17 protein-coding genes and 1 other annotated feature are annotated in these 21,528 nt (G+C 37.8%); all 17 genes read left to right on the top strand.

Annotation, left to right across the window (positions count from 1 at the left end):
* The first annotated feature begins 76 nt into the window (after positions 1 to 76).
* The 17 genes from A2J09_RS12270 (at position 77) to radC (ending at position 21,326) form a co-directional block, all read left to right on the top strand.
* Positions 77 to 1,525 carry an S-layer homology domain-containing protein gene (locus tag A2J09_RS12270; protein WP_031419312.1) on the top strand — a complete coding sequence of 483 codons (1,449 nt, stop codon included), beginning with the start codon at positions 77 to 79 and terminating at the stop codon, positions 1,523 to 1,525.
* An 18-nt stretch (positions 1,526 to 1,543) separates the two neighbouring features.
* A complete protein-coding gene (locus tag A2J09_RS12265) occupies positions 1,544 to 4,465 on the top strand; it encodes an S-layer homology domain-containing protein (RefSeq protein WP_012295485.1) in 2,922 nt (973 codons plus the stop codon).
* Between the two features lie 196 nt (positions 4,466 to 4,661).
* On the top strand, positions 4,662 to 6,026 hold the full coding sequence (gene hemA, locus A2J09_RS12260) for a glutamyl-tRNA reductase (RefSeq protein WP_012295484.1): 1,365 nt from the start codon (positions 4,662 to 4,664) through the stop codon (positions 6,024 to 6,026).
* A gap of 173 nt (positions 6,027 to 6,199) precedes the next feature.
* Positions 6,200 to 7,027 carry a cytochrome C assembly family protein gene (locus A2J09_RS12255; protein ID WP_031419310.1) on the top strand — a complete coding sequence of 276 codons (828 nt, stop codon included), beginning with the start codon at positions 6,200 to 6,202 and terminating at the stop codon, positions 7,025 to 7,027.
* 18 nt (positions 7,028 to 7,045) lie between these two features.
* On the top strand, positions 7,046 to 7,978 hold the full coding sequence (hemC, locus tag A2J09_RS12250; RefSeq protein ID WP_012295482.1) for a hydroxymethylbilane synthase: 933 nt from the start codon (positions 7,046 to 7,048) through the stop codon (positions 7,976 to 7,978).
* The gene (locus A2J09_RS12245) at positions 7,968 to 8,729 is read left to right on the top strand and encodes a uroporphyrinogen-III synthase (RefSeq protein ID WP_012295481.1); all 762 of its coding nucleotides are present in this window, start codon (positions 7,968 to 7,970) and stop codon (positions 8,727 to 8,729) included. The genes hemC and A2J09_RS12245 overlap by 11 nt, the downstream gene beginning before the upstream one ends.
* Positions 8,726 to 9,706 carry a porphobilinogen synthase gene (gene hemB / locus A2J09_RS12240; RefSeq protein ID WP_012295480.1) on the top strand — a complete coding sequence of 327 codons (981 nt, stop codon included), beginning with the start codon at positions 8,726 to 8,728 and terminating at the stop codon, positions 9,704 to 9,706. Before A2J09_RS12245 ends, hemB begins: the two co-directional genes overlap by 4 nt.
* Positions 9,707 to 10,999, top strand: a complete 1,293-nt coding sequence (gene hemL / locus A2J09_RS12235) for a glutamate-1-semialdehyde 2,1-aminomutase (RefSeq protein ID WP_012295479.1) — start codon at positions 9,707 to 9,709, stop codon at positions 10,997 to 10,999. It begins immediately after the preceding gene.
* Positions 11,000 to 11,240: 241 nt separating this feature from the next.
* Positions 11,241 to 11,687 carry an SRPBCC family protein gene (locus tag A2J09_RS12230; protein ID WP_012295478.1) on the top strand — a complete coding sequence of 149 codons (447 nt, stop codon included), beginning with the start codon at positions 11,241 to 11,243 and terminating at the stop codon, positions 11,685 to 11,687.
* A 228-nt stretch (positions 11,688 to 11,915) separates the two neighbouring features.
* Complete coding sequence (locus A2J09_RS12225; protein WP_231112964.1) at positions 11,916 to 12,542, top strand: valyl-tRNA synthetase; 627 nt, start codon at positions 11,916 to 11,918, stop codon at positions 12,540 to 12,542.
* A gap of 273 nt (positions 12,543 to 12,815) precedes the next feature.
* Positions 12,816 to 13,073, top strand: a binding site (T-box leader).
* A gap of 72 nt (positions 13,074 to 13,145) precedes the next feature.
* A complete protein-coding gene (locus A2J09_RS12220) occupies positions 13,146 to 15,791 on the top strand; it encodes a valine--tRNA ligase (protein WP_012295476.1) in 2,646 nt (881 codons plus the stop codon).
* 251 nt (positions 15,792 to 16,042) lie between these two features.
* Entirely contained in the window at positions 16,043 to 16,441 is a 399-nt protein-coding gene (locus A2J09_RS12215) for a hypothetical protein (RefSeq protein WP_031419303.1), read from the top strand.
* Between the two features lie 137 nt (positions 16,442 to 16,578).
* The gene (locus tag A2J09_RS12210) at positions 16,579 to 17,859 is read left to right on the top strand and encodes a bifunctional folylpolyglutamate synthase/dihydrofolate synthase (protein WP_012295474.1); all 1,281 of its coding nucleotides are present in this window, start codon (positions 16,579 to 16,581) and stop codon (positions 17,857 to 17,859) included.
* Complete coding sequence (locus tag A2J09_RS12205) at positions 17,856 to 19,106, top strand: bifunctional folylpolyglutamate synthase/dihydrofolate synthase (RefSeq protein ID WP_012295473.1); 1,251 nt, start codon at positions 17,856 to 17,858, stop codon at positions 19,104 to 19,106. The genes A2J09_RS12210 and A2J09_RS12205 overlap by 4 nt, the downstream gene beginning before the upstream one ends.
* 179 nt (positions 19,107 to 19,285) lie before the next feature.
* On the top strand, positions 19,286 to 19,930 hold the full coding sequence (locus A2J09_RS12200; protein WP_012295472.1) for a hypothetical protein: 645 nt from the start codon (positions 19,286 to 19,288) through the stop codon (positions 19,928 to 19,930).
* Positions 19,931 to 20,027: 97 nt separating this feature from the next.
* Entirely contained in the window at positions 20,028 to 20,621 is a 594-nt protein-coding gene (locus A2J09_RS12195; protein WP_012295471.1) for a Maf family protein, read from the top strand.
* Between the two features lie 33 nt (positions 20,622 to 20,654).
* A complete protein-coding gene (gene radC, locus A2J09_RS12190) occupies positions 20,655 to 21,326 on the top strand; it encodes a RadC family protein (RefSeq protein ID WP_012295470.1) in 672 nt (223 codons plus the stop codon).
* Positions 21,327 to 21,528 lie beyond the last annotated feature (202 nt).

Below are 21,528 nucleotides of genomic sequence, written 5' to 3'. Positions count from 1 at the left end.
TAAGCAGATTTTTGTTTTAGAGTTTAAAGCTAGCATCATGATTCACTTTATGTACAGTGAAAGAGAGGATAAACGCATGCAAAAACATTGGTCAAAATTAGTGTTAGTCGTTCTGGCTATTTTTGTCATTAATTCGATTACGCCATTCAGTGCTTCTGCTGCTTCATTAGAAACAACGGGTGCCGTGAAAAATGAATATACATATGAGGAAGCGATATTTCTTTCAGGGTCACCTGTTATTTTTAAAGGAACAAGCAAAGATATTAAAATTTCACAAAAAGAATCCAAGGGCAAACTAACTGAAACGTATAGTATGAAGTTAACTGGCAACAATGGCGCTACATTAACAAGAAACATTGCCTATGAGTCAGATGTTGTGGATTATGCAAGTATTGGTCAGAAAACTTCTAATGGAGAGGTTAAGAAATATACTGAAAAAATTACTATCGGATCGATTACTTATTCTTTAGTCGATTATCAATTTTCCCAAGGAACTGTTACAGATAATCGCGCAGCTTCTGATTATTACTCGGGAAATGTAATTTCGAGAAAGACCTATGCTTATGAAACTGGCAAAGGGAAAAATGCGGTTAAAAACACGATTACAATTGAAACTGATAGCAGACATGCAGGCTATGAAAACTTTTGGGGTGCAACTGAAACACAAATTTCAGAGTCTGTTTATACATTTAGTGATGGTAAGACAAGCCATGTGAAAAATCGTGTATCTACAAGTAAATCACGTGTCTTGAATTACGAGGAGAATCTAGGTACTTTAGGCAGCTTCGAAGGTGGATATGCTGTTGTCAGTGAAAAGGATGTTATATCGGAATACACTTATAATTTAGCTTCAGGACAAAAAGGCACACTAGATTTAGATACAGAATATATGCCAACTATTGAACGCCTTATTATTCCTAAATTCCGGGATTTAACAAACCATTATGCGAAAGAAGCAATTGAAAAACTTTATTCTCTAGGTATTTATTCGGATTCAAGCAATTTCTTCTCACCTAAAACGCCAATGAAACGTATTGATTTTACTACAGCTATTGGTAAAGCAGTTGACTTACGCGTGTTTGAAGAGAAGAAATCAAGAAAGGCTCCTACTGCAAGTGTCTTTAAGGATTTAAAAAGATCGACTAAAGACTATTCCTATATTGAATCAGCCTTAAATAAAGGAATCATTAAAGGGGTTTCTGCCGATTATTTCATGCCTGATGGTGCTATCACAAGAGCACAGGCTGCTACTATCTTTGTTCGTGCCTTAGGACTAGAAAATAGAGCGCCGAATCCTGGCTATTTAACGAAATTTACTGATGACAATCAAATTCCGAACTATGCAAGAGATGGTATCTATATCGCCAATGAGCTTGGATTGATGATTGGCGATTCTGCTGGACGTTTTAATCCAAATAAGCCGCTATCTCGTGCAGAAGCTTCCGTTGTCCTAGAACGATTCCTGAAATATTTGGAGGACGACTTAAAACAAAACTATCGTGATGACATATTGTTCTTTAACTAAAGAAAGGGCTGAACTACCATGACATATATAAAAAAAGCATGGCTTACTATGCTGTGCTTCATGCTTCTCTTGATGACAGCAACACCTGTTGTTACACAAGCAGCAACAACAATTAGAGATGTTCCGACAAATAGTAGCAACTATAAAGCCATTTCTTGGGCTGTTGACAATGAATTGATGTCTTTGAACAATGCCAATAACTTTTTACCAAATGAGCAAGTGACAGATCGAGAGCTTGTCCTTATGTTTGCTAAGCTAGACCGCAACTACGCATTATCTTATATCGATAGTGTGGCTTATAACTTTTATAGTGACTTTTATTTACCGTTTAATGGAACGCACGTAAATGCTAATCGATCAAAAGCGATTACTCGGGGTCAATTTGCACGAATATATGCTGCTTTTAAAGGTGTGGATTTAGATGAACCACAGGCAGTTCAATATTTATATTCAAATAATTTATCTACAAGTAGTTCAGGCAAAAAGACATTTGCAAGCTTTAATCCATCAACAAAATTAACGCGTGGTGATGTCGCAACATTCTTATACAGAGCAGTTCAAAATGGTAACTTTGCAGTACAAGGATTAACACGTAGTGCGGCTGGCCGTGATAATGATAGCATTACGTTACCACCAGGGTTTATGGGCTCCAATAGTGCTGATTTTGAAGAACCAAAGGATAATTCCAATGATTTTACTGGACCCGAGTATGTAAATAATGCATTGCAAAGTATTGTGGTGGAAAAACCTGATTTAATTGCGAATGAAGTGGATTCAACACTTGTGACGGTATCGTTAAAGGCTTGTAATGGTGATCCTATTGCGGATGATAAATCCTATACATTCCGTGTGACTTCAAATTACGGTACGATTATCGATACTTCCGGTGAAGCAGTTAGAACTGTCCAATCTGATGGTTCAACTGTGTCAGCTATTGTTGTAGCACCAAAATTAATGAAATCTGCTCGTGACATTATTTCCTTTGAATTAGTTAATAACACTGATCCAGCAATGAAGTGTCTTGTTGGGCAAAAATTAAAAGCAGAGGTGCGTTATTCACCACAACCAGAATTGCGTATTGATTACCAAGTATATGATCCTACAAATACAGATGATGATAATGGCAATGTGACACCACCATATGTCCCATATGAGAAATTGCCAGAGTTCTTCACACAAAACTTAATTGATGTGTACGCACCAGTTCCATTGAAGTATGATGGGGATAAAAAGCTATTTAGTATTGGGCAGCAAACTAATGTAACAGACGCTTTAGGTAATGTACAAAATGTCTATTTACGTTACGGAGGCTCAGATTCTAGATATCCAGCCCTAGGCTATGAAAATGCTATTTTACAATTTGAAAACTACAATATTTCTGTTTATCTATTTGAGGAACTTTTAAATCGTCGTTTGGATAACTCTGTAACATCCCCAGCTAAAACAGAAATTATGTATATGATTTCTGAAGATGGTCGTCCGATTTATCGTGTTCAAGGTATTGATGATGCTATCGCCTCTCAGGTAGAGAACATTAACCCAGTTGGAGCCATCATCCAGCTTATGAACCATATGCCAGAAGAAAAAAAATTGACACTAGAACATTACGATAGTGTCATGAAAATTTATTCTATCTTTACAAACTTAAGTAACTATGATCGTACGGTACTATTAAAATATCAAGGCGGGAAGCTACTAGGACAAGTAGAGGCCTATAAAAAACGAGTAGAGGCATTGAAAGAAAGTGCAGATGCTGCTTCTAGACCATCTGGCAAGGATCGATATACAAAAGTCATGGTGACTTTAGTTCGTCCTGGTGGAGAACCTGTTACGGATTATCAAGGAACTGTGAAAATTAAGTTTGATGGAGTAGAAAAAACAGCTTCATTTATTACGAATACTTCAGATCCATTAAACAATACAGGTAGTCCAGGTACGGCTGTTGCATACTTTGATTCCATTATTTATGGGAAATCCAAAGTAGAAGCAACCCTTGTCAATCCAATAGACCCTCGCTATGCAACGATTTTGAAGGGTTTAAAAGATAAAACAGTGACCAAAGATATTTTCACTAATCCGAACTTCAGTAAAAATTCATGCTCATTAGCAACAGAAATGGCTTATGTAGTGGATTATTCTTCTTCTATGAAGGCTGTTGATCCAACGAATTATCGTGGTAAGAAAATGATTGAATTCATCAATCAATTGAAGGCGAAAAATAACATTGTTATCGAAACCAACACAAAGGCAACAATTCTTGGTGAGGGTACAACAGATGCGGTATTGAAGAAGGACCTCTATAAAGCATCTAAAGATAAAGGTGCTACAGATATTTTTGCAGGTATTGATATTGCATTAACGAAATTCTCAAACGATACAAAAACAGCTAAGGCTATTGTGGTTGTATCTGATGGGAAAACAAGCAAATCAAAAATGATAAAAGCTATTAATGATGCGAAAAAGCAAGGTGTAAAAATATATACCGTGAGTATGGGCAAGAAATCACAAATAAATGATGCTACGTTAATGCAACTGTCTACAGAAACAGGCGGAGCTTATTATCATGCGCTTGATAATTTACAATTGCATCAGGTGTTCCAAAAGTTGATTGATGCTATTTTATGTAAAACTCCAGCATCAAGCTGTATCAATCCTGATGATTTATTTGAAGAAGCCAATGTGTCATTACGAAAAGGCTATCTCACAATGAGCGCTCGTATTGATGGTAATTGTCCAAACGTTGCGAAGATTAATGTACGTTACAAATCAATTAGTGGAGATGTACAATTCGAGTTGCTAAAACGTAGTGATCATGTGTTTATGTTAACGAAAACAGTACAAACTATGCAGGACTTTAAAGTTAGCAATGAGATTGACTTAATCGCATACGATAAAGATGGAAATATTATTTCAATGAAAACTGTTTCCATCACAAATTAATGGAAAAAACTGCCGCCATCTAGGGGCAGTTTTTTAATTTGAAACAAAACGTATAATTTGTTACACTTAGTTTATAATAATTCTAATGTAGGTAACGGAATGCAGTTCTTCATGACATGTTCACAAATTATAGATGAACTATTGTCGAACTGTGCTATAATGAGATTTGTGAATTAGAACGTGTGAGGTGTTATTCATGCATACCATCGTAGTAGGCTTGAATTATAAAACAGCGCCTGTTGAAATAAGAGAGAAGTTATCATTCATTGAGAGTGAACTACCTCAGGCAATGGAAGCGCTGCAAAAGCAGAAAAGTATATTAGAAAACGTTATTGTTTCGACATGTAATCGTACAGAAATTTATGCTGTTGTGGATCAATTGCATACTGGACGTCATTTTGTGAAACAATTTTTAGCAGATTGGTTTGACTTGCCTGTGGAGACATTTTCTTCGTATTTAACAATTCGTGAAGAGGATGAGGCAGTCGAACATTTATTTAAAGTGACAGCTGGGATCGATTCAATGGTTCTAGGTGAAACACAAATTTTAGGGCAAGTAAAAAAAAGCTTTTTAAGTGGACAAGAGATTGGCACGACAGGAACGGTTTACAATCAACTATTTAAACAAGCGGTAACATTTGCAAAGCGAGCACATAATGAGACAGCTATCGGCGAGAATGCGGTATCCGTTTCTTATGCAGCAGTAGAATTAGCAAAGAAAATTTTTGGCTCTTTACAACGTAAGCATGTAGCTATTCTAGGCGCAGGGAAAATGGGGGAGCTTGCGATTGAAAATCTCTACGGCAGTGGAGTAGGAAAAGTAACCGTGATTAATCGTACGTTTGAAAAAGCGGAAAGCTTAGCCGCAAAATTCCATGGTCAAGCTAAATCTATGAAGGAATTACAATGTTCCTTATTAGAAGCAGATATTTTAATTACATCGACTGGTGCAACAGATTATGTCATTGATTATGAGCTCATGCAATTTGTCGAACGTTTGCGTAAAGGAAAACCGTTATTTATGGTAGATATAGCTGTTCCTCGTGATATCGATCCACGTGTTGGCGATTTACCAAATGTGTTCTTGTATGATATTGATGATTTACAAGGAATTGTCGAAGCCAATTTAGCTGAGCGCGAACGTGCTGCTGCTGATATTACGGATATGATTGGGCATGAAGTGATTCAATTTAAAGACTGGGTGTCAACACTTGGTGTCGTACCTGTGATTTCTGCATTACGTAAAAAAGCAAATCGTATTCAAGAAGAGACGATGACTAGTATCGAGAACAAAATGCCAGATTTAACGGAACGTGAACGTAAAATTTTAAGTAAACATACAAAATCAATTATTAATCAATTATTAAAAGAGCCAATCTTACAGGCTAAAGAAATGGCCAATTCTCCAAAAGCAAATGAACAGTTACGTTTATTCCAACAAATTTTTGGTATAGAAGAAGCTGTGGAAGCTGAAGTTCAAGAGATGACGAAGCAAGAGCTTGAGCGTAAAGAACGCGCACAGGCAACTCAAACTTCTGCTGAACCAAAGTATTCTTTCTAAATTATCTATTGCGTTTTGTACACTGAAGCTGTACGAAGTGGTTTTATGCAATTGGATTCTCTACTGATATTACATGAGGCGTTTTCGTATCTGTATGGTAAACTTAGGATACGAAAACGTTTTTTGTTTTCTTATTTCAGCATTACAATTTCACTACAAAGAAGGGATGTCTATTGGCGGATTTGACCATGACAAGGCTTTATGAGGTGATGATCGTCTTGTATGCAATCAGTCTAGTTTTTTACTTTACTGATTATTTTTATAAGCAAGTACGAGCAAGGCGCATTGCTTTCTGGCTTGTTTCATTTGTATGGATGATTCAAGGTGCCATTATTATTTTAACGTTTGTGGAAACAAAACGCTTTCCGATCTTATCTTTGTCTGAGGGGATCCTCTTTTATTCCTGGTTACTTGTGACGTTATCCATTATCCTGCACTGTATTGCAAGAGTAGACTTGCCGGTATTTATTATAAATATATTAGGATTTTTGTTCGCTAGTATATTTACGTTTATGCCTAAACGTCCTACTGGGACTGTCGGAGATACTTTAATTTCGGAAATGCTTTTTATTCATATATCATTTGCAATTTTGTCATATGCAGCATTCACTTTAACATTTGTGTTTGCCATATTATATCTAGTTTTATATCGTTTATTGAAGAAGAAAAAGTGGTCGCATCTATGGACAAGACTGCCATCTTTACAGCAAACGAGCAACTGGATGAATGTATCATTCTTTATTGGGATCCCAATGCTATTTATAAGTTTAATATTAGGGTTTGAATGGGCATTATTAACATTAGAAAGTCTTTCGATTTTCGATGCAAAAATCATAGGGTCCTTCATTATTTTAATTTTGTATTGCTTTATCTTATATGTGAATCGCAAAAGCAAGCTGACAGGTACAACTTATGCATGGGTACATATTTATGCCTATCTATTAGTTGTTGTGAATTTCTTCTTAGGAAGTAGTTTATCGCGATTCCATTTATGGTATTAGAGGAAAGGTTGGAGACTGTTGAGAAAAATTATTGTAGGTTCTAGGAGAAGTAAGCTAGCACTAACGCAAACAAATTGGTTCATTAATGAATTAAAGGCTGCTGGTGCTCCATTTGAATTTGAAGTAAAAGAAATTGTGACAAAAGGTGATCAGATTTTAGATGTACAGCTTTCAAAGGTAGGCGGAAAAGGATTGTTCGTTAAAGAAATTGAACAAGCCCTTTACGAAAAAGAGATTGATTTTGCTGTCCATTCTATGAAAGATATGCCTGCTGTATTGCCGGAAGGTTTAGTAATTGGCTGTATTCCTCCACGTGAAGATGCACGTGACGCATTTATTTCGAAGGGACATGTTAAATTTTCTGAACTACCTGCAGGAGCTGTAGTCGGGACAAGTTCTTTACGTCGTAGTGCGCAGCTACTAACAGTACGTCCTGACCTTGAAATTAAATGGATTAGAGGGAACGTTGATACACGTTTAGCTAAGCTTGAGACCGAAGAATATGACGCGATTATTTTAGCAGCAGCCGGTTTAAAACGACTTGGTTGGAGTGAAGATGTTGTCACTGAATTTTTATCAGTGGAGGATTGCCTGCCAGCCGTAGCACAAGGTTCTCTTGGTATTGAATGCCGTGAAGATGATACCGAGCTACTAGACGAGTTAGCTAAATTAACAGACCAATTAACATGGCAAGAGGCACATGCAGAACGAGCATTCTTGGCGGCTATGGATGGCGGGTGCCAAGTACCAATCGCTGGCTATGCCACATCAAATGGGGAAGAAATTACTTTAACAGGCCTTGTTGCTGCACCTGATGCATCAGTTGTATATAAAGAAACAGTAGTTGGTTCGGACGCACAAAAAATAGGGGAAGAGCTGGCTACTATTTTAACGAAGCAAGGAGCCTTCGATTTAATTCAACGTGTGAAGGCAGAGCAAGATGCAAAATGATTTACCTTTAAGAGGTAAAACGGTACTTTTAACAGGTACATCTAAAACAACAGCTATTGTAGATGATATTGCAGCTTTAGGTGGCCATGCAGTTATTGCCCCATTAATTGAAACATGCGAACGTATGGACAACAATGATGCAAAACTAATGAATAGTGCGCTTCAATTTGACTGGGTTATCTTTACGAGTCAAAATGCTGTTGATGCCTTTGCTAATAAAATGGGACGGCATCAAATAAGTGCCAAAAATTTTCGCGCAAAAATTGCTTCCATTGGCACTAAAACAACTACAGCGTTAGAAAATCTAGGATTTCAAGTGAGCTTTATGCCTTCCGTATTTAGTGCTGATATTTTCGTCAAGGAATTTCCAAATATAGCTGGTGACCATCCAAGTTGTCTGTTTATTCGTGGAGAAAAGGCGAAAAGTACGTTGAAGGATGGACTGCCCTTTAATTTAAAAGAATGGACAGTTTATGAAACGATAGAACGACAAGATCAAACGTTAGCTATTATTAATTGCATTCAGCACAATGAGGACGTCACAGTGATTTTTGCTAGTCCTTCAGCTGTAGATGTATATGCAAAAAGTGTAGCGGTACATGTTGGATGGCAGGCTACAAGGGTTGCAGCCATCGGTCATATTACGGAAGCAGCTCTTGAACAATACGGTGCAACTGTGGATATTATGCCGAGTGTATATACAATGCAAGCAGTCATCGAAGAATTAATGAAAGTAGGGGACAAATCATGACAAAACTACAATTTCAAAGACATCGTCGTTTGCGTGCCAATGCAACGATGCGATCAATGGTAAAAGAAACATACTTACATAAAGAGGACCTGATTTATCCTATTTTTGTAATAGAGGGCGAAAATATTAAAAATGAAGTACAGTCTATGCCTGGTGTTTTTCAATTTTCATTAGATAAACTAGAAGCAGAAATTGATGAGGTTGTTGCATTAGGAATCCCAGCTGTCATTTTATTTGGTTTACCAGCTGAAAAAGATGCTGTTGGAACTGGTGCATTCCATGATCATGGTATTGTCCAAGAAGCGACTCGCTTAATTAAAACGCGTCACCCTGAGCTTTTGGTCATTGCGGATACATGCTTATGTGAGTTTACGGATCACGGTCATTGCGGCCTAATTGAAGGCGATCAAATTTTAAATGACCCTTCATTAGATGTTTTAGCTCGCACTGCAGTATCACAAGTAAAGGCAGGCGCAGATATAATTGCTCCGTCTAATATGATGGATGGTTTTGTTGCGGCGATTCGTGCTGGGCTTGATGAAGCCGGCTTTGAACATATTCCAATCATGTCATACGCGGTGAAATATGCGTCAAGTTACTATGGCCCATTCCGTGACGCGGCGGATGGTGCACCACAATTTGGTGATCGTAAATCATATCAAATGGACCCATCAAATCGATTAGAGGCATTCCGTGAGGCAGAATCTGATATTGAAGAGGGGGCGGATTTCTTAATTGTTAAGCCTGCCCTAAGTTATTTAGATATTATCCGAGATATGAAAAATAATTATCCATTACCACTAGTAGCGTATAATGTTTCAGGTGAGTATGCGATGATTAAAGCAGCTGCTATTAATGGTTGGATTGAAGAGAAAAAAGTTGTGCTTGAAACATTATTAGGTATGAAACGTGCAGGCTCTGATTTAATTATTACGTATCATGCAAAAGATGTTGCACGTTGGTTGGAGGAGAAATAAATGACACGCTCTTACGAAAAATCAAAACAAGCCTATGCTGAAGCTGTTCAGTTAATGCCAGGAGGTGTTAACAGCCCTGTACGTGCATTCAAATCAGTAAATATGGACCCTATTTTTATGGAATCTGGCCATGGGGCTATTATTAAAGATATTGATGGTAATGAATATATCGATTATGTATTATCTTGGGGACCACTCATTTTAGGACACACTCATCCAGAGGTTGTCAAAGCAATTGCTGAAACTGCGGCAAAAGGCTCTTCCTTTGGTGCACCAACCTATACAGAAAATCGATTAGCTCAATTAGTATTAGATCGATTACCAGGCATGGAAATGATTCGCTTTGTTTCTTCAGGGACAGAAGCTACGATGTCTGCATTACGTGTAGCACGTGGTGTTACAGGTCGTGATAAGATTTTAAAATTTGAAGGATCGTATCATGGTCATGGTGACTCATTATTAATTAAAGCAGGATCTGGAGTTGCCACATTAGGTCTTCCTGATAGCCCTGGAGTACCAGCAGATGTTGCTCGTAATACGTTAACGGTAGCCTATAATGATTTAGAAGGCGCTAAAGCTGTTTTTGAAAAATTTGGTGCCGAGTTAGCAGCAGTTATTGTAGAGCCAGTTGCAGGGAATATGGGTGTTGTACCACCACAATCAGGTTTCTTAGAAGGTTTACGCGAATTAACATCTACACATGGTTCGTTATTAATCTTTGATGAGGTTATGACGGGCTTCCGTGTCGATTATGGTTGTGCACAAGGTTATTTTGGAGTTACACCTGATATAACGACGTTAGGGAAAGTAATTGGCGGCGGCCTTCCTGTAGGAGCCTTTGCCGGTACAAAAAAAATTATGGAGCAAGTAGCACCAGCTGGTCCAATTTATCAAGCAGGTACACTTTCAGGAAATCCATTAGCTATGACAGCAGGCTATGAAACGTTATCACGTTTAGATCGCAGTACTTATGAACACTTTAAACAACTAGGCGATCAGTTAGAGGCTGGTTTCCGCGAAGCGGCGACGAAATACAATATTCCTCACACTGTTAATCGTGCGGGTTCAATGATTGGCTTCTTCTTTACGAATGAAGAGGTAATTGATTTTGCAACTGCAAAATCATCGGATTTAGCTTTATTTGCTGAATACTTCCGATTGATGGCTGAGGAAGGAATTTTCCTACCACCATCTCAGTTTGAAGGGTTATTTATTTCGACAGCTCATACGGAAGAACATATTGCTAAAACAGTAGCTGCATTCCATAAAGTGTTTGCTCAATTGGCTAAGTAAAGTTTTATAGGGCATGCTAGAAAAAATCTAGCATGCCCTTTTTATATAAGTTAGAAGTCATTGTAGTACTTGAGCAATAAAAGAACAAAAGAGAAAATATAGCATATATTAACTACCAGGGACAATCATCTATACTGGATGAAGGACCTGCTTTTGTCAAAATTATATCTTTCAGCATAGCCAAAATGTGGACGATATCGTTTATAATATAGCTATTCATAAAAGAAAGTAGTGAATTAATATGGCAACAGGCACACATACAGTCGAAGTACCCGTAGGAATTGAACATGTATGGGATTTCGTCAGTGATATGGAGAAATGGGCAAAGCTTGTCCCAGGTTATAACGCACATGAAATGATTGATGACAAACATTCAACATGGACTTTTAAAGGAAATGTTGGAGTTCTGAAAAAAACAGTAGAAGTAGAAATTATTATTTTGGAGTGGGTAGCCCCATCTAAAGTAACATTTGAACTAAAAGGTCTTTCTGATAATTTTACAGGAAATGGCTATTTCCTTGCAGAAAGCATCGATGCTGAAAATACAAAAATGACAGGCTTCTTAGAAGTGATTGCTGGTGGGTTAGCTGGCCCTGTTTTAAACCCGATTTTCAAGCCGATTGTACCAAAGGCAACACAAATATTAACAGATCGTGTAGCGAATAAAATTAAATTAGTACATGTTTAACGGATGTTAGTACATTCATAAAAATGGCATGCTAGAAGTAATGTTCTAGCATGCCATATTTATACTAATTGCCTCTTTTTTATACTGTTCAATAGGAAGCTTTCTAGCATACTATCCCCTTATAAGACATATGATGCAAAGGGAGGGATTATTATCGAACACAAAACATGGAACATGAGCGAAACATTTTGTTTTCCTGGGTACGGTTGCCCAACAGAAATAGCGGCAGTGCAAATTAAGCCACAGTGGCAAGCAATGCAGTTAGAGGATTCACTTCGACTAATAGGCATATATCATATCACCGCACATGTACGCTTCGATTTTCAAAATATGCAAGCTTTTACAGGCGATGAGGATTTAATTTCAATTGATGCCCTAGATGTCCAAGGAGATACAGGTTATTTTGAGTATGCCGTGCCATTACATGTCGATTTACCAAAAGAATCAGACCTGAAGGATATAATGGTCAAAGATATTCGACCGAGCTTGACGAATCAGAAATGTCAGCTCGAGTGGACAGTCACAAGCGTTTTTAACGAATATGAGCCAGTTGTTGAAAATGACCATGTGATCGAAAATCAGCCCTTTACTGCCAGTGCCTTTGAACATGAAGAGACACTTGCTGTGCTGGAAGAAAGCACGCAAGTGAAAAAACAAACTACCGCAGTAGTAGCGGCTTCACACCAAGAGAAGACTACAACAGTTGACCAAAAAACAATTTTGAGAGAATCCTCAAGTCATATTGTTGTACGTGAGTCCAGCTCTTGGCATGAAGTGCCTTCTATGATTTGGGATCTAACAGAAGAATATACACCGCTTAAAGTTCGTGTATCAAATGATGTCTTTCAAAAGTAAATAGCTGAGAAGTAGCAAGAGTAATAAGAAAATTAAATCACCGGATGTTGGAACAATAATGACACGAATAAACTGAAAACAACAAATCGGCACGATAATCGTTCTACAGTAAAAACGAACTTGCCTTATCCAAGGTGGTAAAAGCCAGGGGTTATACTTGCGTCGACGCATTTGAAAATTCACTTCCTTTTCTATTTACTTTACTCTTATTAAAAGATGACTAAATCACTTGAAAAATTACACGTTTTTGCGGTACAATAAGGAAAATTAAATACAGATGCTATGATAGGGAAGAGTAAATTATGCTTACATTTTCAGAGAGGAAACGGTAGCTGAGAAGTTTCTATTTGTACTTAATTGAAGGTAGCCCTTGAGCAGCTTTAGTGAACTAACAGTAGTTAAAGCCGGTTAAACACCGTTACCGAATTAAGAGCCAGTAGATAAGGCTGAGAAATGTATTCGATGATCATTTTCTTAACCGCTGCTGGAATTAAAGGTGGTACCGCGAACTAAAACTCCTTCGTCCTTTTAGACGAGAGGAGTTTTTTTATTTGGTAAAGTGATTGCTTTATCAATAGTCTTCAAACATTAGGAGGAGTCAATATGACAGAAAACATTTCAATGCCAACTAAATATGACCCACAGTCCATTGAAGCCGGTCGCTATGAATGGTGGCTACAAGGGAAATTTTTTGAGGCGCAGCCAGAAAGCGGGAAAAAACCTTATTCAATTGTTATTCCACCACCGAACGTAACAGGTAAATTACACCTTGGTCATGCATGGGATACGACTTTACAAGACATCCTCATTCGTATGAAGCGTATGCAAGGATATGATGCACTTTGGTTACCAGGTATGGACCATGCCGGTATTGCTACACAGGCAAAAGTAGAAGCAAAGCTACGTGAGGATAATATTACACGTTATGATTTAGGACGTGAAAAATTCCTCGAGAAGACATGGGAATGGAAAGAAGAATATGCTGGACATATTCGTGATCAATGGGCAAAGCTTGGCCTTGGATTAGACTACACACGTGAGCGTTTCACACTTGATAAAGGTCTTTCAGAGGCAGTTAACACAGTATTTGTTCAATTATATGAAAAAGGCTTAATCTATCGTGGTGAACGCATTATTAACTGGGATCCGGCTGCTAAAACGGCATTGTCTGATATTGAGGTTATTTACCAGGATGTGCAGGGTGCCTTCTATCATATGAAATATCCTTTGGCTGATGGCTCAGGATATGTAGAGGTTGCGACAACACGTCCTGAGACAATGCTTGGCGACTCTGGAGTAGCTGTTCACCCGAAAGATGAACGTTATCAGCATTTAATTGGTAAAACAGTTATCTTACCGATTGTAGGTCGCGAAATTCCGATTGTAGCTGATGACTATGTTGATATGGAATTTGGAACAGGGGTTGTAAAAATGACACCTGCACATGATCCAAATGACTTTGAAGTTGGTAATCGTCACAACCTTGAACGTATCCTTGTGATGAATGAAGATGGCACAATGAACGAACTTGCTGGCAAATACAACGGTATGGACCGTTTTGAATGCCGTAAACAAATTGTTGCTGATTTACAAGAAGCAGGCGTGTTAATACGCATCGAAGAACATATGCATTCAGTAGGGCATTCTGAACGCTCTGGTGCTGTTGTAGAGCCATATCTTTCAGCACAATGGTTCGTTAAAATGCAACCACTTGCAGACTCTTCATTAGAGCTTCAAAAAGACCAAGAAGGTAAAGTAAACTTTGTTCCAGCTCGTTTTGAAAACACTTATTCTCGCTGGATGGAAAATATTCGTGATTGGTGTATTTCTCGTCAATTATGGTGGGGCCATCAAATCCCAGCTTGGTACCATAATGAAACAGGTGAAATTTACGTAGGAAAAGAAGCACCGGTTGATGCAGAAAATTGGACACAGGATGAAGATGTACTAGATACATGGTTCTCTTCAGCACTATGGCCGTTTTCTACAATGGGCTGGCCAGACGAGGCAAATGAAGAATATAAACGTTATTACCCAACAAATACACTCGTAACAGGCTATGATATTATTTTCTTCTGGGTATCTCGAATGATTTTCCAAGGTCTTGAATTTACAGAACAACGCCCATTCAAGGATGTATTAATTCACGGATTAGTACGTGATGGTGAAGGGCGAAAAATGAGTAAGTCACTTGGCAATGGTGTAGATCCAATGGATGTTATTGAGCAGTATGGTGCAGACTCATTACGCTACTTCTTAGCAACAGGTTCATCACCTGGTCAAGACTTACGCTATACTACTGAGAAAGTAGAGGCTGTATGGAATTTTTCGAATAAGATTTGGAATGCATCCCGTTTTGCACTTATGAATATGGATGGAATGACATATGATGAAATTGATTTAACAGGTGAAAAATCAGTTGCTGACAAATGGATTTTAACACGCTTAAATGAAACAATTGAACGTGTAACATCTCTGGCAGAGCGCTATGAGTTTGGTGAAGTTGGTCGTGAGCTTTACAATTTCATTTGGGATGATTTCTGTTCTTGGTATATTGAAATGGCGAAGTTACCACTTTATGGTGAGGATGAAGCTGCTAAAAAGACAACTCGTTCTATTTTAGCGTACGTACTCGATCAAACGATGCGTCTATTACATCCATTTATGCCATTCATTACAGAAGAAATTTGGCAACACTTACCACATGATGGAGAATCAATTACAGTAGCTGCATGGCCAACAGTACGCACGGATCTTCATTTTGCTGACGAATCAGATAATATGAAGCTCCTAATGGATATTATACGTTCAGTTCGTAATATTCGTGCGGAAGTAAACACGCCAATGAGCAAAAAAGTGCCGTTGTTTATCTCTGCGAAAGATGCTGCAACAGTGGCAGTACTTGAAGCGAATAAAGCTTATTTAGAGAAATTCTGTAATCCAGATACGTTAACAATTGGTGAAGGTTTAGAGGCACCAGGTCAATCGATGACAGCAGTTATTACAGGTGCCCAAGTTTTCCTACCACTTGTTGGGCTAATTAATTTAGAGGAAGAAATCGCTCGTCTTGAAAAAGAGTTAGAGAAATGGGCGAAAGAAGTAAAGTTAGTGACAGGTAAGCTATCAAATGAAAAGTTCGTATCGAAAGCACCTGAGGCATTAGTAAATGTTGAACGTGAAAAATTAGCAGATTATGAAAGTAAGCACGCGGTTGTATTAAAACGTTTAGAAGAACTAAAAAATATGTAATAGTTGAGCAATGGATGACAATAAAGTCATCCATTGCTTTTTTTATATGGAGCAAAAGTTATGCGTTGAAATGGGTAAAAATATATAGTACTATTTAGAATAATTAGTCTAATAGGTGAGGATGTTTATTAATGTAGTAGGAAACAAAACCTAATATGATGTTGTGTAATCGAGAAAAATGATCTGTAATGAAATAGCTATGGCAATTGAACGTTTTTTTGCGGGTTTGAGGTATGAATGGAGATGTGAAAATGACAGGTAATATGACAACCTATATTACGAAAGTCAATAAAGCATGTGATGACTTAGATTTTGTTAGTGCAAGGGTATTAATTGAAACAAATCTAGTAAAATTATCAGAAGCGAAAAATTATCGTTTATTAAATACCAGTGCGCGTGTGCTTATTAAACATGTATTAGCAAATAGGCAAACTCAACAGGAGTGTACAAAACTATCACGGGCAGATATGTTAATCATCAATAGAATAAATGAGTATTGCTCGAATTTTGATATTTCAATGTTAAAAAGAACATTAAAAAATTCTTTTGAATTAGTACAACGTCCTGATGTTATACCTTTATTAAACAATGATGCAAGAATTATTTTGGACAATATGGGTGCTCTGCTAGGGACTCACCAAGTACATTAACAGAATTACTTATCAAACACGCAGTAGCTAGCTGTGTGTTTTTTCTATTTTTTTGTCATTAATCTATGTTATTAAATGTTACTTGTACTAAAATAGAGATATTGCAGTAAGAGGGAGTGTTTCTTTTGTTTAACACAATGAACGAATGTACGGAATTTATTTTTACCCTAAAAGCCGTTGACCATAAACGTGCACCGCTTGTACTAATGAAAGAAGTACTAGCACATTTAGAGAATCCTCACAATAAACTACGCGTGATTCATGTGGCCGGTTCGAATGGAAAGGGTTCTACAGTGAATGCCCTTAGAGAAATGCTACAACACGCTGGGTACCAAGTAGGGGCATTTACTTCCCCACATTTAGAGCGAGTTAATGAAAGGATGACCATTAATGGTGAGCCGATAACTGATGAACAATTTTTATACTATTTCAATAAACTAGCTAAGATTATAGAAGAACAGTATAATGGAGATTTTCCAAGCTTTTTTGAAGTAGTAACACTAGTAATGTTTCAATTTTTTGCCGATCAGGGAATTGATATAGCGCTTATTGAAACGGGGCTTGGAGGGCGTTTAGATGCAACCAATGTCGTGTCGCCACTACTAGCAATTATTACGACAATTTCACTTGAGCATACTGCCTTTTTAGGTGATACATTTGCCAAGGTTGCCTCTGAAAAGGCTGGCATCATAAAAAAGGGTGTTCCGGTTGTTATAGGGGTTAGCAATGAAGAAGCATTAGCTGTTATAAAACAAACAGCAGATGCACAACAGGCTCAATGCTTCATTTTAGGACAAGATTTTACTGTTTCAGATATTTTACAAGGTACAGACGTTCAGCAATTCACGTATGAAAAGAGTAATATTGTAATGACTGATATAGCTTTAAAAATGGCTGGTCCCCATCAAATCAATAATGCAATCCTTGCCATTACAGCAATCCTCGCATTACGGGAAGAGGGAGCCATTACCCTGTCAGACCAATCCATTCGGCATGGACTTCTATATGCACATTGGGCTGGTCGCTTCGAACAATGGCCACAAAAAATTGTTTTAGATGGTGCCCATAATTCAGAGGGGACTGCTGCACTTATCCAAACACTTAAAAATGTATTTCCAAAAAGCCATTATCGTTTTGTGTATGCAGCATTAGCAGATAAGGATCACGCAAATAGTATTGCACTAATGGATGATGTTGCAACGTCAATTACTTTTACACAAATTAACCTACCCAATGCAATGCCTGCTAAAGATTTATCCATATTATCAACGAATGCCAATAAATCGTACCATGAGGATTGGATGGAATCTGTACAAACTGTACTACGTGAAAGAGCTGAAGAGGATGTTGTTGTGATTACCGGTTCTTTATATTTCATAGCGAATGTTCGCCAGTGGCTACAGGAGGAAGGACGATGATACCGGGATTCAATCACTATAAAGAGAAGTGGGCTGTCCACAGTGATGATGTCATAAAACCTGGTCTTGTGGCGATGGAGGAGGCTTTGCTATTAGTTGGAAACCCTCAGCAAGCCTTACATGTTGTACACTTGGCAGGCACAAATGGGAAGGGCTCCACATTAACCTTTCTTGAGGCTCTCGCCAAAGAACATACATTACGAGTGGGTAAATTTATGTCACCTTGTATAGTCGATGTGCACGACCAAATTCAAATAGATGGTCAACCTATTACCGAAGCTGATATGGATGCCGTTTTTCGACAAATGCATGCAGCCGGTTTAAGTGGGAAACTAACAGATTTTGAACTTTTGACTGTGGCAGCATTTTTATATTTTGTGAATAATGATGTTGATCTTTCATTGATTGAAGCGGGTATGGGGGGATTATTGGATAGTACGAATGTGGTCATACCCATCGTCTCCATTATCCCAAGTATAGCTTTAGAGCACACCCAATTTTTGGGCAATACAATTGACAGTATTGCGCGCCATAAAGCAGGTATTATTAAACAAAATCGCCCTGTCATTATCGGTAATTTGCCAGAAGATGCCAAGCGTGTTGTTTATGCAGAGGCTACTCAGAAAAAAGCCAACGTATATGAAATAGGTCAACATTTTTCAATATCCTCATCGACTGAAGGAGAATATTATTTAAATGACGGACGAAATGTCCAATTCTCCCATCTAACACGTTCAATGAAAGGGCCTCATCAGGCCAATAATATGGCACTTGCTATCTCAGCATTCCTTGAAGTGGCAGCATTTTTTAATGTGCCTGTGAAAAAAACAGCAGTTCGAGAGGCTGTGAAAAAAGCGGCTATTTTAGGCCGTTTTGAAGAAATCATACCATTTGTTATTGTCGATGGGGCGCATAACCCAGCCAGTGCTGAAACATTAGTAGAAACGATAAAAAATGAGTTTCCAGGAGAGCAAATCACATTTGTTGTGGGCATACTAGCAGACAAAGATGTTCAACAAATTCTTCGACTGTTAGAGCAAGTTAGTGATGAATTTTATTTTGTTGATTTTGATAATCCAAGAGCGATGGCTGCGCAAAATTTGCTGGGTCTTTCCAAAGCAACATCTAAAAATATCTTAGTGGATTATGTGCAATTTTTACAGGTACAATCAGACAGCAAGCGAAGAACGGTTGTATCTGGCTCATTATATTTATTAACGGCAGTACGAAATAGCTTAAAAGTATGAAATGACTAGGGCTCCTAATAGGAAGTCCTAGTTTTTTTATGAATGTATGCCGCTTTTGTTATGAATCAAATCTCATTAAATTCGCATTTACACCACTAATTCTACATATACTTTTATATATTGAAATCTCGTTTTATTGAAACGTGTACGGATAGGTGGAAGGATGAGGTGATAGATGGATGAAAATTGTAAGTCATGTGATGAAAAAACAAATATTTCGGGCAATGATTATTGGTGGATTTGTGGGTTTGTTAGGTGTAGCCATTTTTTTAGGTGTTTTACAAGCCAGTACCCAGTTACCGATAAAGAATAAGGGTAGTGATGTGGCAACTAATCAATCACAATCAGAAACCATTCCAACTGCCGGTGAGACAACCAGTACATCTAATGCACCTATGTTTTATGCTAGTCAAGCAGGCGTATATTCTAACTATGAGAGTGCAAGTGCATTTGTTGCTGAGTATCCTGCATTAAAAGAGAGCGCCATTATTGAGGTTGATGGTAAGTTTTATGTTTGGACAAGCATGGTAAATGAAGAAAGTCAGCTTAAATTTTTACAGGAACCCGCAACCTTTAAAAAAGCATTTAGTGTTAGTGGTGAAAGCTGTAAGGAGCCAACTCTTGTAGAACTGCCAACAGCATTAGCAGACAAAAAAGCTACAAAATTAAATTTTAAGGAAAACGGGAAGGATTCAACTTTACCTGAGGATTGGCAATCAATTGGAGCGGCTGCCTCTACTATTTCTAACGATGTCAGCGTCATCCGTTTGCAAGTTTTTGCTCATTATCAGGCGAAAAATACTTGTCTCCAAGTGAAATTTTAAAAGTAAAAGATAGTAAATCATTATTATCTTGATTTTTAGAAAATTTTCAAATCGAACATTCTTCTGTATCATAAGGATAAGGAAGGATGGTCGGATCATGTTAAAAACAAACCACAAGCTTATACTTGCCTCTGCTTCACCAAGAAGAAAGGAATTGTTAGAAATGTTAGCACTTCCGTTTGAGGTCATGACAAGTGAAGTTGAAGAAACAAGTGTACAAGCAAGTTCCATGCAGGAATATGTAAAAGGAGTAGCCCTCTTAAAAACACGAGATGTAGCGAAAAAAGTATCCAATGCAACAATCATTGGTGCTGATACAATTGTTGTCGACAATGATGAGCTGCTACATAAACCAAAATCTCGTGAGGAAGCTATTGCTCATTTATTACGTTTATCAGACCGTAAACACGTCGTGATGACAGCGGTCGCTATTATTGAACCTAATGGGAAGGAAAACCTCTTTGTGGAAGAAACCACAGTTGTTTTTCATCCTCTATCGAAGGTATTGATTGAAGCCTATGTCGATTCTGGAGATCCTTTCGATAAAGCAGGAGGCTATGGTATTCAGACGTTAGGCACACTTTTAGTGAAACGAATTGAAGGAGATTATAACAATGTTGTAGGTTTACCACTTGCAGCGTTGTTTTCGCAATTGGTCAACCTACAAATAGTCCAATATGCGAAGGAGTGAGCATTTTTGCTAGATAAAGCTTTACCTACTTTGATGTTACGTGATGTTCATTTGGAGGATCGCCCGCGTGAAAGACTAATGCGACAAGGGGCAGAAAGTCTATCCAATCAAGAGCTAATTGCTATTTTATTGAGGACTGGCACAAAAGAAGAATCCGTTCTTGTCCTCGCGAATAGAGTATTAACTGTTTTCGAACGTCTCCATTATTTAAAACACGCTACCATTGAGGAAATGGTCGCTATTAAAGGAATTGGTGAGGTAAAGGCTATTCAATTATTAGCCGCCATTGAACTTGGTCGACGACTCGCTCAAAAACAAAATGATGAAAAATTTACAATTCGTTCTCCACAAGATGCGGCTGCTTATTTAATGCCTGACATGACTTCTCTTAATCAGGAACATTTTGTTGTTCTTTTTTTAAATATCAAAAACCAAATCATTCACAGACAAACGATTTTCATTGGCAGCTTAAATGCCTCTATCGTGCACCCACGGGAAATTTTTCGAGAAGCAGTGAAGCGATCTGCTGCTTCAATTATTTGTGCGCATAATCATCCTAGTGGAGTACCAACTCCAAGTGAGGAGGACATTGAGGTCACAAAGCGAATTGAAGAGGCTGGTTATATTATGGGGATTGAATTAATTGATCATGTAATTATCGGCGATCACCAATTCATTAGTTTGAAGGAAAAAGGGTATTTTTAACTCTGCAAGAAATTTGCAGAGTTTTTTAGTTTGATTAGATGTCTTAGGAGAGCTTTACAATCAAATTTGAATATCTTATCGCTATGACAATAGAGGCATTTTCCTAAAATTTTTGTATTTTTTTGTGGTTTAATGGCGAACCTTTTTCGATTCAAATCGTTAATGTATTCTAGAAACTGATATTATCTTCACAAAAATTGGT

Origin of the sequence: Lysinibacillus sphaericus (assembly GCF_001629735.1) — a bacterium.
In the GTDB taxonomy this organism is placed as follows: Bacteria; Bacillota; Bacilli; order Bacillales_A; family Planococcaceae; genus Lysinibacillus; species Lysinibacillus pinottii.
Note: the sequence above shows the minus strand (reverse complement) of the source record. Positions and strands in the feature narration are given on the sequence as shown.

Bases quoted from the DNA above. Each gene is read 5' to 3' on its own strand.
- A2J09_RS12270 (WP_031419312.1), top strand. From the start codon at position 77: ATGCAAAAACATTGGTCAAAATTAGTGTTAGTCGTTCTGGCTATTTTT.
- A2J09_RS12265 (WP_012295485.1), top strand. From the start codon at position 1,544: ATGACATATATAAAAAAAGCATGGCTTACTATGCTGTGCTTCATGCTT.
- hemA (WP_012295484.1), top strand. From the start codon at position 4,662: ATGCATACCATCGTAGTAGGCTTGAATTATAAAACAGCGCCTGTTGAA.
- A2J09_RS12245 (WP_012295481.1), top strand. From the start codon at position 7,968: ATGCAAAATGATTTACCTTTAAGAGGTAAAACGGTACTTTTAACAGGT.
- hemB (WP_012295480.1), top strand. From the start codon at position 8,726: ATGACAAAACTACAATTTCAAAGACATCGTCGTTTGCGTGCCAATGCA.
- hemL (WP_012295479.1), top strand. From the start codon at position 9,707: ATGACACGCTCTTACGAAAAATCAAAACAAGCCTATGCTGAAGCTGTT.
- A2J09_RS12230 (WP_012295478.1), top strand. From the start codon at position 11,241: ATGGCAACAGGCACACATACAGTCGAAGTACCCGTAGGAATTGAACAT.
- A2J09_RS12220 (WP_012295476.1), top strand. From the start codon at position 13,146: ATGACAGAAAACATTTCAATGCCAACTAAATATGACCCACAGTCCATT.
- A2J09_RS12215 (WP_031419303.1), top strand. From the start codon at position 16,043: ATGACAGGTAATATGACAACCTATATTACGAAAGTCAATAAAGCATGT.
- A2J09_RS12210 (WP_012295474.1), top strand. From the start codon at position 16,579: ATGAACGAATGTACGGAATTTATTTTTACCCTAAAAGCCGTTGACCAT.
- A2J09_RS12205 (WP_012295473.1), top strand. From the start codon at position 17,856: ATGATACCGGGATTCAATCACTATAAAGAGAAGTGGGCTGTCCACAGT.
- A2J09_RS12200 (WP_012295472.1), top strand. From the start codon at position 19,286: ATGAAAATTGTAAGTCATGTGATGAAAAAACAAATATTTCGGGCAATG.
- A2J09_RS12195 (WP_012295471.1), top strand. From the start codon at position 20,028: ATGTTAAAAACAAACCACAAGCTTATACTTGCCTCTGCTTCACCAAGA.
- radC (WP_012295470.1), top strand. From the start codon at position 20,655: ATGTTACGTGATGTTCATTTGGAGGATCGCCCGCGTGAAAGACTAATG.